Origin of the sequence: Longitalea luteola (genome assembly GCF_017356035.1) — a bacterium.
Classification (GTDB): Bacteria; Bacteroidota; Bacteroidia; order Chitinophagales; family Chitinophagaceae; genus Niastella; species Niastella luteola.
In genome coordinates, this window is the sequence record NZ_JAFIQX010000005.1 from 1 (window position 1) to 13,917 (window position 13,917).

The following is a 13,917-nucleotide window of genomic DNA, read 5'->3' on the forward strand; positions in this document are numbered from 1 at the left end:
TCATGATTTGACAGCTTTTGGGATTACTTAATTGTGTAGTTACTTTAAAGTTAATCCCAAACTGTCAGATCATATTGAAGCTATTTCATATGATCGTATAGTTCATTTTTAGTGTACTGTTTTATCATTAGTATCGATACGCTTCTGAAGCTAAGTACAATCTACGCCTTTGGAGATGCCAATGTTAAAAGTATCCTGGCCCGGGGATGGTCGGTTTTTGTTTCGGCATACGCTTGTTTTTCCTCTTTTGCTCTTTCCAGGCCTATGATCTGATCTTCGGTATGAACTATGCCTTCCTGGTTTAATTAACCTCTAAGGCAGCTTTTAGGCGTTGAACATCGTTTCCTTGTTATAACGTAAGCGAGACACATCTAACACCATCTGCAGATATAAAATGACTTACTTTTCAATTCATAACTTGCTGGAAGTTGCCATAAGCAGGCTTTATAGTCGCCATAGCCAATAATTTCCTTCACCATATTCCTCTGTTGGATTCTTAGTGTATGGTTTACGTCGGCTAACTTCTTGTAAGGCAGAATCACCTTCTTTGTCTTTGTAACGGTAGAAAGTGACTCGTTCTCTATTAGCAGTTGCTTCTCTGCGGGAAGTCGACTACAAAATGGCTACAGTAACAAGCAGTATGGGGGTCTGGCAGTTTTATAGTCCTTATTCAGTAAACAGATGGCTCACAGTAAAGCCGTATGGCTTTGACACAATCGTATGCAATAAATAAATATTGTCCCTTGTTAAGGGACAATATTTATTCAACGCCTTTACATTTAGTTATAAATGACGTCTGTTTTTACTTTAGATTATTGTCTTTTTATTGTAGTAGGAGCTTGGTTAAGGCAATTTGGATTTAGTCCATTCACTGTACAAGTTGGATTACCTTGATTATCAATGCTCGCGGTAACGGTGCAGAAAATAGTTGTTCCGCTGTTAGTGGTTGTTCTTGCAAAAGCTGTGTTTGGACACGCTAAGTTAACACATGCGTTATTTACAGATGCCGCAGTACAATAATCTGCGCTATATCTTGCTTTAAATGCCAGTGCTGCACCTACAACAGCTAATAAACCTAAAGATAGCAACATGATTTTTACTTTCTTCATAAAATAAAATGCCTTTTACAATTGAAAAAGCTAAAGGTTGATTTTAAAAATAGCCTACTCGTTTATAGTGGTTTTCGGCTTCGCCACATGGTGATATTGTCGCTAGTGTTTTATAGCTTTTGCAATTCATCGAATTAATGAGCTTCGACTATAATACAAGGCGACCGGTGTTCAGAGAAACATCGAAAGAACTATTTGAAAGTTAATTAGATGTTTTTTCGAACATTCCGCCAAAACCGTCCAGCAGCGGGCCCTGCCGCAGGTGGTATTAGCATCGTTTGCAATAAGGTAGTCGGACTTGCGCAATGTGTTTATTCTTCTGCCACTTTTTTCAATTGGTGGCTGTATATTTTTCCGATAAATGTTTTTTTCAATTTCTTGTTTTTGCCATAAATCGCGAGGTAAGGAAATGCAGGAATTTCAAAATAGTCATTGACCGCATTCGCGCTATCCAACCCGACAATAATGTTAGGGTATTTTGATAATTTGTATTCGTTATTAAACTCTTTCACAGCAGATAGAGGAAAATAGGAAATGAAATAAAAATTTATATTCTTTAAATTATCAATATTTTCTACAATGTTTTTAGTTTGCGCTTTGCAGAAAGAACAATATGGGCTGAAGTAGAAAAATATAGATGCTTTATCATTTGGAAACTTGGCACTTCGCAGCCAAGTTGTGCTATCTGTTAATAAGATGCTGAATTCAGGCATGGACTGTCCTTCCTTACCGCTTTTTTGCGGTTCAGAACTAAAGCAACCGGCTAATGAACTAATAAGCACGAGCTGGATGATATTTTTCATATTCTTTCTATTTTATTGGAAATTTGGGTCTTTAATTTAATGGAAATAAGTTTGGTAGATGACTGATAAAATCCATATTACTGTAACCATTTCAAAAGTGACTTTATAAATGCAAATTCTTTACGTTGACAAGCCCTTTTTATTACCGTTTTCCTAGTGGTGCATGGAAAGGATATGCAACTATGCTACAAATACGTTGCCTTCTTTTTCTTCTATTGTTACTTGACGTTTGTTCAGGTTCATACTGCGCAACAGTTGAGAAAGCCAATCTACCAAAAGAAGAGCGATTATGGTAGTGAGTAAAATAGGGAATGTTTGAAATCTCAACGCTGCAGATGATGCGAAGATGGTAAAAAAGGCATTAAACATCCATACCGCGCCGCCTATTATAATCGTTTTGTTAAAAACATCATTGATTCGCCAGCCTTTAAGTAACACGTAATATAATAATCCAAACAACATTAATATGTTTATGATACCGGTAACAATAGGATAATATGCGAGTATCCAGATATGGGGATTATTTAATCTGCTTTTGACTTTTACACTTTTATAACCAAACCATACTTTGGCCTGATCGGTGACTGCATCCCTGCCAGAATTGTAGTTTTCTAGAAACTCAACTGGTGGCGCAAAATATTTACGAGTGTTTGGCCATAAAAACCACTCAGCAAAATGATAGGGATATTTTTTGATAATATACATGCCATAGCTTTTATAAAATGGTCCCATACTAGCCCACTTTTTAAATTCTCCAGCTTTCGGATCCTTTAATTTAAATATGCTATCTCTGTACCTCATAAGTGGCATACTTGGAGTCCACATATAAAAAGTGCTGGCTAATGCTTTCTCCGAAGGAAATACATTTCCATTATTTGTTTTGGCATAAAAGTCCTTAATCATATTATCTAACGCCTGGTACTTTAATGGCACCGGCCCTCTATCGGCACTATCTACGGATCGGTAAGCATACATAGCATTGTTTGCCATTTGCCATCCACTAAACGGACTATATTGCCAATAACCGGTAAATTGTTTGTACTTATACATTGTAAAGCATACAAATATTCCGCATAATATTATCCCATAACTAGCACCCACTAATTTTGCACGGATTGGTAATTTTGATAATCCAAAAGCTATCATTGTAATAAATGGGTAGATTAAGGCATTGTAACGAAAAGTAAATGCTAAAAACAGTATGACAGCATGCCACGCAATAGTTTTGGTGCTCGGTTGGTGAATGTTCCAGAGTAGCAAGGCAAACCAAATAAAGCTTAATCCAGCAAACATACAGTCGCTGCTTACAAGGTTTCCTAGGTGTAAGAACAATGGATTCAATACCATAAAACATAATAGTACATATTGTATAGGCCGGCCTGTTTTATAGAAATAGAATATTGTAAATAAGAGGTACAAAGCGCTACATTGAATGAATAAGTATTGAAAAGCTGATAAAGTATAATCGGTTTTGTTGAATACACTAAAAAGCCTTAGAAATTTTGAGTAACCAATCATATATGTACTTATGCTTAGATTTTGATCGGCTGCTTCCAGGTATGAGAATGAATCGCCATGTATATAGCTTACAAATGGATATAAGTATTTGAAGATGCCGAACTGAAGGACAATGGCCAGAGCGGCCAAATATAAGATAATCCTATTCCCGGACTTATTATACAAGAAATCTTTAAAGGATTGCTCTTTTAGAGTATTATCTGAAGAAATCATAGATTGAGCGTTTTTTTAAATTTATAACGGTATAACTTTTGCTTCAGAAGGCATTTTGTTCTGGTTCCGATATTGAAGGGGTGTAATTTTATATATCCGCAAAAACTGTCGATGAAAGTAAGTTATAGTATTGTAACCGCTTTCAAATCCAATATCTTTTACCGGCTTATTTGTTTGCAGCAATTGTTCGCAAGCATATCTTAACCGAACTTCGTTTAAATAATCAATATAAGTTTTCTGCATGCAACGTTTGAAATAATGACAAAAAGCTGAAACACTCATACATGCCAGCGTAGCCACTTGATTCAAAGAAATCCGCTGGTGGAAAGAAGCTAAAGTAAATTCAATAATTATATTGATATTATATACTTTTTTATAGTTAGTTAAATTCGACATTTTGGAATTCAGAATGACGTATTCATTAGTGCTGGTCATTATTTCTAAACATTGCATAAACGGTATTTTACAGTTAATTACTGAGGGTGTTTCTAACGCGTCAACAAGTGATTTGATATTAAGGTTGATGTTGCCATTAAGTTTTAATCCATTCTTGATAATAACAGTATTTGTTTATTTCGCTACATTCAGGCATGTTGATAAAATGATTGCCCCGGCTGTTGTCACGAAAATGTATTACGAAGCAGATTACTTACTGTAATAAATGTCGCCTGTTTCGTCCTCTATGCAGTCGTCTATATACAATACCTGCTCCTTGAGTAAATAAAATAAGTTCATTTTCTATATGTTCATGTGGGTCATTTAAAAAGAAAAGAAGTATTGATTTTTTCTATACTAAAGGAAGTGCTTTCTGGAGGCGTTAGTTTTTGTCGCAACGGTTTCATGTTTTTTTTTGAAACAAATGTTATAACGATCAATTAATAAATAGAAAATTTAGTTCTTCACTTTCTGTTTGATTAATGATTTTGTTGTGATCGATGCATACTTTAGTATGCAGTAAATTGCCCTAAACCCATCTCTCCACCCAATCTTCTTCCCCTCAGCAAACGTTCTCCCATAGTAGCTAATACCCACCTCATAGATCCGTATACTTGGCACTTGTGCAATCTTCGCAGTGACTTCAGGTTCGAACCCAAATCGCTTTTCATCAAGCGAAATCCGTTGAATGATATCCGTCCTAAACATTTTATACCCTGTTTCCATATCCGTCAAATTCAAATTGGTGAACATGTTACTTAAGAACGTGAGAAACTTATTGCCGATCGAATGCCAGAAGAACAGGATGCGGTGAGGATTGCCGCCCATAAAACGAGAGCCGTATACCACATCTGCCGAGCCAAGTACAATGGGTTTCAAGAGTGTGTTGTACTCGCCCGGATCATATTCAAGGTCAGCATCCTGTACCAACAGGTATTCGCCGGTTGCCTGGGCAATGCCTGTATGGATAGCCGCACCCTTTCCCTGGTTTACATCGTGTTTTATATATTTGAAGTAATTGATCGTGAGATTCTGTGTATTGGCAATATAATTTTGTATAGCAGCCTCCGTATTATCCTTCGAACAATCATTCACAATGATCACCTCCTTCTCAATATTGCGGATCAACTTCACCTCATTGATCCGGTCCAGGATCAACCCAATGGTCTTTTCCTCATTATAAGCTGGTATTATTATAGATAGCCGGTTAATGCCAATGGCTTTTTCCTGTGCAGTTTGTGAAAGTCCTGTACTTTGATTATCCTGCTCCACTGCTGCGGGCAGCGTCTCAGGCACCGGCTGCACGATCAAACTATTGCTTGAATGAATTGTATCAGGCATAAGGTTAATTTTTCAAGGTTTACAATTGAATCCTGTTCCAGTCTGCTTTGGCTGCTCTTCTCAGCTGCCTTTCCAGCCGTACACCAATGAAGGCCAGTAGAATAAAGATGCTGTTGAATAGTAGATGGCCATTCCAGGATAGCAACGAGATAATACCGCCACAGCTGCAGGGCAACTCTTTAAAGAAGGTCATTACTGCTCCTATATATATGGTAAAGGCTATCATTAAGAACAGCGAAGCATATAACCCCTTCAACCGCCAACGCGGTATCATTAACATAAGGGATACAATGAATTCTGTTATCGGTAATGCCCAGGCTATGAAAGAAGAAACAGGCTTTAAGATAGGTGATTCGGCTATTTGCTCTTTAAATACACTATACTCCATTAATTTACTGATACCAGTATATAGGAAGAGTATGATAAACAGTATAGCTATAGTTTCTACAATAGTAGATTTTGATAGCCAGGTGAAGGAGATGATCTTTGCAAATGGTTTCCGGTTTTGAATAACAGGACCTTCCATGGTATATGGTTGATAATGTTTAATGGTATTCCCGTTCGACTTCCGCCAGCAGTGGAGACGAGTTGGGTCGTTTTAAAATGTACGTTGTAACAGCTAGTAGTGAAAGGGGTCGATAGAATGATAGTACATTCCCTTTGATCTTGGCTTGCCGTATTGGCTGTGTTTAGAAAAACACGGCGTACCGGCGGAAACCTTATCCATTAAGGATAGTTCAGTAATGACAGTACAATAGATTGGTAAGTCCGGATCTTGTATCCGGGTGCGATTATTTAATAAGATGAAACAATTTGAATTTACATTGCCTGAAGTGGGAAGGTGAAACAACTACAAATGGCCTGTAACCGATCTCCTGATTCCTTCCGGCGGCAATCACCGGAGCTTCATTCATTCTGTATGCAAGTTACATGCGTGAACTTTATCTTTTTGCATGATTGTTTTATCTTTTTGCAGTAACTGTTTATCTTTTTGCATCACTGAGGGCGGCCATGTGCTCCTGGAAGGCTTTTTCCCACTCAGTAGGTGACATGCCGAACTCTTTTTTAAAGGCCGTACAGAACGCACTGGAAGATCCATAATAGCATTTTTTGGCGATCTGCTTTTTAGACATCCCTTCCTTTAAAAGGAACTTCGACAGGTACAGGCGTTGCTTTACCTGGTACTCTTTAATGCGCGTGCCGTATAGGGCTTTAAACGCTTTTTCAACCGAATTGCGATGGGGCGTACTTAAATGATCGAGTAATTCAGCGGCTGTCCGGTAATGAAAAGGATCCGTATCAATGTGCTTTTTAATGGAAGTTACCGCCGCTAGCACATAATTTGAATAAGGTTTCGTGTCGAGCATGGCAGAACGATTTATCATGTTAAGGAAAATTGATCGCATTCTCATCGTTCTACATTTCGTATAAGGTTTAATAAAAGTTTAATCCTTATCAAAAATACAGCTAAACAATTACCGCGCTTAAAAAATCAATTCATGTTTTGCCCAATGATGTCATAGTTTGCACCATTAGCACCGGTTTTACAACAATTGGCACGGCCCCGAACATAAAAAGGGCAAAAGAGCGCCGCTTAAAAGCGCTCCCTTGCCCGGTCAGATTAGTTCCTGTTTATATATCATACAACGGCCGGCGCCGCCATAACTTAATGGTAGCTGTACACCGCATCCAGGTGCGCAGTATAATCCGGCATCTGCGGGTAAGTGGTTGTCGATTGCACCTTCTCGATGCGGTAATTGCTGACCGTAAAAATGTGCTCCTCTATTTTATCAACATACGCCGGATCAGCGCCTGTTTTCACTACCCGGGTTACCTTGGCCGGCAGCTTGTTGGCCTTTTGCAGTTGCATCATCACCGCCAGGTTGTAAATGGGATAGTTCTCCATCAGCGTGCTTTCTATATAATGGCCGGCCACAAAACTCACCGGTGGCGACCACGCATCGATCGTATGCGTAATTTCATTAACGCCCTGGCGGGTGATCACTTTTGCCAGCTCACCGTGTTGATTGTATTCGTAGATGCTCAGACCTCTTAACTGGGTGCCGGCTTCATTGGTGATGGAATACTTCAGGGTATCAATTCTATTAGCGCCATTATAAATAAATTGAAACTGGTAGTGCCGGTCGGAGCTGGGCGTCTTCTCCTGGTTTTTCATTTTTACTACTTTCCCCGAGGCGTCATACTCAAATACATTCTTGTACATGGAGCGGTCATCGTATAACTCAGTCAATTTATTACCCGCCCAACCGAAGACGGTACTGCCGCCTACATTCTGGTAGGTATAATCAATACGCTGCAGGCTGCTGTCGGGATGGTATACAAAGTTGCCGGTGAGCCCATTGCTCCAGGTGATGGTCTTTAAATAGTATTGCGGTACATCGATCCCGGGTTCGTCAATTTTGTCGTCTTTGTCACAGGCGGTAAAAAGCTTAACCAGGGTGGTGAGTAGTAACAGTGGTAATAATGGTTTGGTCATAACGGCTATAATTTCCTATATGACCGCAAATGTAACCTTACCGTGGCATTGGTCATAACGGGTAAATGACAGTTCATCCCGGTTTTTCAACAGTTCATACAGGCGTTCCAATTATTAGTGCCACTACATATTATAATCTAAAACATTTCGGTAACGCTGGGGTAACGTTTTGGTAACAGGAAGGGCCTTATTTGCGGCCTTAAATCTCCACGCATGAAAAAATTACTGACTGCTCTGGCGCTTCCTTTGGTATTCCTCGGTTGCGATAAGAACGACGACAACGACAATACCGAAAAGCCCGAGTTCAGGAACAGGTCCAATGCCGAGGCATTGATGACCATCGATCCGGCCTTCGCTTCTTCCGTTACTGCCTACACCCTCATCAGCAGCAGCGACACCATCCCCGGCCATCCCAACTTCGTATACGGCGGCGCCCCCGACGGCCAGGGCTTCCTGAAGAATCCCGACGGCTCCGGTTATATCATGGTCACCAACCACGAAAATACCTTCGCCATCTCGCGCGTATACCTCGATAAAAAACTCAATCCCGTTAAAGGGGAATATATTGTAAATACCGATGGTGGTATGTTCCGCTTGTGCTCGGGCTCTCTCGCTACACCTGAAGAACATGGTTTCCCCAAAACCGTATTCCTCAGCACCGGCGAAAGCAACCCCAACGCCATGACCCATGCCATCGATCCCATTGGCGCTGCCAACCCCGCCGACAACTCGCGCGTGAAAAAAGCCCTCGGCAAATTCAGCGGTGAAAATGCCGTTCCCCTCGCGAAAGATGCTTACCATGGCAAAACCGTCATCATCCTCGGCGAAGACGCCTCCAACGGCCAGGTATACCTGTATGTGTCCAACACGCCCGGCGATCTCGACAATGGTAAACTCTATGTACTGCGCCGCACCGATCTGAACCAGATTGAAACGGCTATGACCAAAGGCAATACCTACGATGTGGAATTTGTGGAAGTGCCCGATGCCGCTAACCTCTCCGGCGCCGATATCGAGAACCTGAACAGCTCCCTGAAATCGATCCAGTTCGCCCGTGTAGAAGACCTCGACTACCAGAAAGGCGGCGGCGCTAAAAGCCGGGAACTGTATTTCGTTGCTACCGGTGTGGCCACTACACCGGAGAAAACGCACTGGGGCCGCGTATACCACCTTACGATGAATGCCAATGATCCGCTGAAAGGAAAACTGTCGATCATTGAAGACGGCGACCTCAATGGTGGCAAGGATATCATCAATCCCGATAACCTGTGTGTAACCGAAAATTATGTGTACATCCAGGAAGACGGCGATTCTTACTGGACCGGCGCTACCCATAACTCCCTCGTATGGCAGCACGATATCGCTTCCGGCACCAAAAAGGTATTCATCGACCTGAAGAACAAAACCCTGGGCGGCACCAAATACAATCCGGCCAACGACCAGCGTTTTGGTCAATGGGAATTCGGCGCCATGATCGATATCTCGAAAGACATCGATGTAACCGGCACCTTCCTCATCAATATCCATTCGCATAGCTGGGTGGAAGGCACGCGTTTCCTGAATCCCAGTAAAGCCACTTCCGTGCAGCCAAACGCGGAGGGCGGACAAACCCTGATCTTAACCGGTGTACCGAGATAACAAATAATAAATGACCTGTAAGGGGAGCATTGGTTGCTGCCACCTTACAGGTCTTTATCTTTCCACAACATGAAACCTGCTGCCCGGCTTATTACTGCTGTTTTTATTCTGTTGATCTGTTTTTCTGCCTGTTTTAATAAAGAAGAAGCAGCCACCGGCGAACCCGCTGCCAAAGCGCTGTTCAATGCGCAAATGGACAGCCTCATCACCTCCTTGCTTAAATTAGACACGCTGATAAAACAGGGCGCTGATACACCGGTGTTACGACCGGCCTTTGTAACCAGCCGTCATATCTACAAAAGAGCAGAAGCGATTACCGAATACTATTTCCAGGGCCTCACGCGAAGAATTAACGGTCCGGCCCTGCCTGACATTAAAACAGAAGACGGCCAGGTATGGCCGCCTCACGGTTTCCAGGTGATTGAACAATATTTGTATGGCAGCTTCCACGATTCCCTGCGCCCCACCGTATCCAATGAAGTGAACCTGCTGATCACCGACCTGCGTTTTGTAAAAGCCAATATGCCGCACCACGCGATCTTACCGCGCCATGCGCGCGAGCTGGTGCAGCACCAGTTGATCCGCATTGCTACCTTGGGTATTACCGGTTTCGATGCGCCGGTCAGTTTTCAATCGCTGCCCGAATCGGCTGAAGCACTGAAGGGAATTCAGTTGTTTTGCCGCTCGTATATTGGTGCGCAGCTTTTGAACGACAGTGTGCCTGATCGGTTTGACAACAGTATAAATTACCTGTTAAACCATCGTGATTTTAATTCCTTCGACCGGCTGGTTTTTATTACGGATCACCTGATGCCCTTAAGCAGGTTACTGGATCAACGGATGGCGGTCGCGGCCGGCAAGGATACGCTTGCTTTATCAAAACCTTTTTATGGCACGTTTGCCGACCTCATGGAAGGCAGGGCCTGGAACCCCGACTTCTATGCCGGGTATGCGAAAGCGGTGGCTACCAAAGAAAAAATAGCGTTGGGTAAACAATTGTTTGCCGATCCCCGGCTCTCTGCTTCCGGCGCCATCAGTTGCGCCAGTTGTCACAAAGAGAAGCTGGCTTTTACCGATGGCTTGCCTAAAGCCGGTAACCTGGTGCATGGAGGCTCCTTACCGCGTAATACGCCCACCTTATATTATGCCGCCCTGCAGGCCGCGCAGTTCTATGACCTGCGCTCCACTTCCCTTGAAGACCAGGTGAATGAAGTGATGTCTAACACCAATGAATTTGCACTCGATGCAAGGGCTACGGCGGAAAAGCTGCTGGCCGATCCCGCGTACCGGTCACAGTTGTCGGCGATCTATGGTGCTGATAAAAAGATCGGCGGATATGAGATCCGCAATGCCATTGCAGCCTATGTGCGTTCGCTGAATCCTTTTGCTTCGCGCTTCGATGACTATCTGCGCGGGCAGCAGCAACAACTAACAACACAGGAGATCCACGGCTTCAACCTCTTCATGGGCAAAGCCAAATGCGGCACCTGCCATTTTATGCCTTTGTTCAACGGCACTATACCGCCGTGGTTCACCAAATCAGAATCGGAGATCATTGGCGTGCCTGCCAAACCGCTGTGGCAACAGGCGCGCATTGATGGCGACTCGGGCCGCTATGCGATCAATCAGATCCCTGAATTATTGTATTCACTGAAAACACCCGGCATTCGTAATAGCTCCCGCACCGCGCCCTATATGCATAATGGCGTATATACCTCCCTGAACGAAGTGGTGCAGTTTTATAACAAGGGTGGGGGCAGCGGCATAGGCATCGAGCTGCCGCACCAGTCATTGCCTTTCGATTCCTTATCGCTCACAACTGCCGAACAGGAAGCGATCGTGGCCTTTCTGGGCGCCTTAACCGACAACTAATAAGCAGAACACTTCTTTCATCTTTTCCTTTATGCGCTTATAAAAAAGATTTCCCTGATCGAGTAACAGGCTGCTATATATGGTTAAAAAAACTATGCTGCCGGTGGAATCGCTTTATCGATACCTTTGATCAACTAATGCTGATTGCTATATGGACGCTTATCCAGACAATAATGGGCGGCCTGCCAAACATCCCATCTTTATTCACGCGGTGATCGAAGCGAAAGGGTTTATCATTAAAGCGTATGAGAAAAGAATGCGCAAACTCGATAAATACCTGAAGGAAGGTCTCATTACCGAAGAACAATACAAGGCCTTACGCCACGAATTCGCTACCAATGCCGATAAGCTGCTGCGTTTTGAAGTGAAGACAAAACAGGATTACTCCGACATCAGATTGAAGGCCGTGTTCGATACCGCAGATGCACACGAATTCAGATTATAACTATCTATATGAATGCCCCTGTTGTAAACGGGCCACCGACCAGAAGAAAGCGTTACAGGTTACAAGTTACAAGTTGCAGGGAAAACCATTGTTGTGTTGTTACAAGTTACAGGTTACAGGTTACAGGTTGCAGGGAAAACATCTACGCCTTGAACGTGAAACCGGTAACCGGCAACTGGTAACCGGTAACCGTTCAACAAAAAATTATCGTCGAATTGACATTAATCCCTCTAAATCCAGTATATTGAACCATCAACCAAACTTTTGCTATGCCGGGGGATACACTGCATGTCAACAGCAAAGCTGTTATTCAACACACGTATGACGCTATTGTAATAGGTTCCGGTATCAGCGGCGGCTGGGCCGCCAAAGAACTCACCGAAAAAGGCCTCAAGGTCCTGATGCTCGAAAGAGGCCGTAATGTGGAACATATCAAAGATTACACTTCTGCTACCTACGACCCGTGGCAATTTACCCACCGCGGGAAACATACCCAACAACATAAACAGGCGCTGCCCGTGGCCACCCGCGACTGGGCCGGCGGCACCATCGTTCATGAAGAGAACGTCGGCTACTGGACGAACGAAAAGGATTGTCCGTACGTAGAGAAAAAACCATTCACCTGGTGGCGCAGTTACCAGGTAGGCGGCCGCTCGCTCTTATGGGGCCGGCAAAGCTACCGCTGGAGTGAATTCGATTTTGAGGCCAATGCCAAAGACGGGGTAGGGGTCGACTGGCCCATCCGCTATAAAGACCTTGCGCCCTGGTACGATCATGTAGAACGGTTCGCCGGCATCAGCGGTTCCAAAGAAGGCCTGCCGCAACTGCCCGACGGGCAGTTCCTGCCGCCGATGGACCTCAACTGTGTGGAGAAAGAAGTGGCCGCCCGCATCAAAGCCCATTATAAGAACCATCGTCATTTGTTCATCGGCCGTGTGGCCAATTTAACTGCCCCCATCGAAGGCCGCAGCCAATGCCAGTTCCGTAACCGCTGCTGGGAGGGTTGTCCGTTCGGCGGTTATTTCAGCACACAGTCTTCTACCTTGCCGGCCGCTACCAAAACCGGTAACCTCACCTTACGGCCATGGTCCATCGTTACTAAGATCATTTATGACAAAGACGCCAAAAAAGCCAGAGGCGTGGAAGTGCTGGATGCTGAAACCAACAAGACCTACGAGTATTATGCCCGCATCGTTTTCGTGTGTGCCTCGGCTTTGAACTCTACCTGGGTGTTGATGAACTCGGCTACCGACATCTGGCCCGACGGCCTCGGCAGCAGCAGTGGCGAACTGGGGCATAACGTGATGGACCATCACTATATGCTGGGCGCCAAAGGTTATGTGGAAGGATTTGAAGACAAATATTATTATGGCCGCCGCGCCAATGGTTTTTATATTCCGCGTTTTGCCAACCTGTTTGGCGATAAACGCGATTTCCTGCGCGGTTATGGCTACCAGGGCGGCGCCAGCCGCGATAACTGGGCGCGTGATGTAGCAGAATTAGGCATTGGCGCTGAACTGAAAGAAGCGCTTACCGAACCGGGCGTATGGCATATCGGCGCCACGGGCTTCGGGGAAGTGTTGCCTTATCACGAAAATAAGATCTCGCTTGATCCCACGGTGAAGGACAAATGGGGTTTGCCTGTGTTGTCGATGGATGCCGAGCTGAAGGAGAATGAATTCAAAATGCGTAAAGACATTATAAAAGAGCTGGTGGCTATGTTTGAAGCGGCCGGGGTGAAGGATATTTCCACCTGGGATTCGGAGAACTATGCCATCGGGCAGGGCATTCATGAAATGGGTACGGCGCGCATGGGCCGCGATTCCAAAACTTCGGTGCTGAATGGGCACAACCAGGTATGGGATGCGCCCAATGTCTTCGTCACCGATGGCGCCTGCATGACCTCCTCGGCCTGTCAGAACCCGTCATTGACGTATATGGCGTTAACGGCCAGGGCGGCTGATTATGCCGTCGCTCAATTAAAAAATGGCAACCTTTAATGGCGTTATTCCGTTGTTCAGTTATTGAGTTATCAGTTATCAAAAG

At 44.0% G+C, this 13,917-nt stretch carries 12 protein-coding genes; 4 read left to right on the plus strand and 8 right to left on the minus strand.

Annotated elements, in window-relative coordinates:
- Positions 1–812 precede the first annotated feature (812 nt).
- The 8 genes from JUB15_RS14040 to JUB15_RS14075 form a co-directional block, all read right to left on the minus strand.
- Complete coding sequence (locus tag JUB15_RS14040) at positions 813–1,109, minus strand: hypothetical protein (protein WP_207513133.1); 297 nt, start codon at positions 1,107–1,109, stop codon at positions 813–815.
- A gap of 311 nt (positions 1,110–1,420) precedes the next feature.
- Positions 1,421–1,912 carry a TlpA family protein disulfide reductase gene (locus JUB15_RS14045; RefSeq protein WP_207513134.1) on the minus strand — a complete coding sequence of 164 codons (492 nt, stop codon included), beginning with the start codon at positions 1,910–1,912 and terminating at the stop codon, positions 1,421–1,423.
- A 180-nt stretch (positions 1,913–2,092) separates the two neighbouring features.
- Positions 2,093–3,205: a hypothetical protein gene (locus JUB15_RS14050; RefSeq protein WP_207513135.1), complete on the minus strand. Its 1,113-nt coding sequence runs from the start codon at positions 3,203–3,205 to the stop codon at positions 2,093–2,095.
- 459 nt (positions 3,206–3,664) lie between these two features.
- Positions 3,665–4,096, minus strand: coding sequence for a helix-turn-helix domain-containing protein (locus tag JUB15_RS14055; RefSeq protein WP_207513136.1), 432 nt, complete (start codon positions 4,094–4,096; stop codon positions 3,665–3,667).
- Between the two features lie 438 nt (positions 4,097–4,534).
- A complete protein-coding gene (locus tag JUB15_RS14060) occupies positions 4,535–5,419 on the minus strand; it encodes a glycosyltransferase family 2 protein (RefSeq protein ID WP_207513137.1) in 885 nt (294 codons plus the stop codon).
- 19 nt (positions 5,420–5,438) lie between these two features.
- A complete protein-coding gene (locus tag JUB15_RS14065) occupies positions 5,439–5,945 on the minus strand; it encodes a MauE/DoxX family redox-associated membrane protein (RefSeq protein WP_207513138.1) in 507 nt (168 codons plus the stop codon).
- Positions 5,946–6,402: 457 nt separating this feature from the next.
- On the minus strand, positions 6,403–6,804 hold the full coding sequence (locus JUB15_RS14070) for a helix-turn-helix domain-containing protein (protein WP_242696348.1): 402 nt from the start codon (positions 6,802–6,804) through the stop codon (positions 6,403–6,405).
- A gap of 281 nt (positions 6,805–7,085) precedes the next feature.
- Positions 7,086–7,916: a hypothetical protein gene (locus tag JUB15_RS14075; RefSeq protein WP_207513139.1), complete on the minus strand. Its 831-nt coding sequence runs from the start codon at positions 7,914–7,916 to the stop codon at positions 7,086–7,088.
- A gap of 213 nt (positions 7,917–8,129) precedes the next feature.
- On the opposite strand from JUB15_RS14075, the gene JUB15_RS14080 reads away from it, so the two are divergent.
- The 4 genes from JUB15_RS14080 (at position 8,130) to JUB15_RS14095 (ending at position 13,871) form a co-directional block, all read left to right on the plus strand.
- On the plus strand, positions 8,130–9,554 hold the full coding sequence (locus tag JUB15_RS14080; protein ID WP_207513140.1) for an alkaline phosphatase PhoX: 1,425 nt from the start codon (positions 8,130–8,132) through the stop codon (positions 9,552–9,554).
- A 69-nt stretch (positions 9,555–9,623) separates the two neighbouring features.
- Positions 9,624–11,426 (plus strand): cytochrome c peroxidase, encoded by a 1,803-nt coding sequence (locus JUB15_RS14085; RefSeq protein ID WP_207513141.1) that lies wholly within the window; start codon positions 9,624–9,626, stop codon positions 11,424–11,426.
- A 151-nt stretch (positions 11,427–11,577) separates the two neighbouring features.
- Complete coding sequence (locus JUB15_RS14090) at positions 11,578–11,871, plus strand: hypothetical protein (RefSeq protein WP_207513142.1); 294 nt, start codon at positions 11,578–11,580, stop codon at positions 11,869–11,871.
- Between the two features lie 269 nt (positions 11,872–12,140).
- Entirely contained in the window at positions 12,141–13,871 is a 1,731-nt protein-coding gene (locus JUB15_RS14095; protein WP_207513143.1) for a GMC oxidoreductase, read from the plus strand.
- Positions 13,872–13,917: the final 46 nt, after the last annotated feature.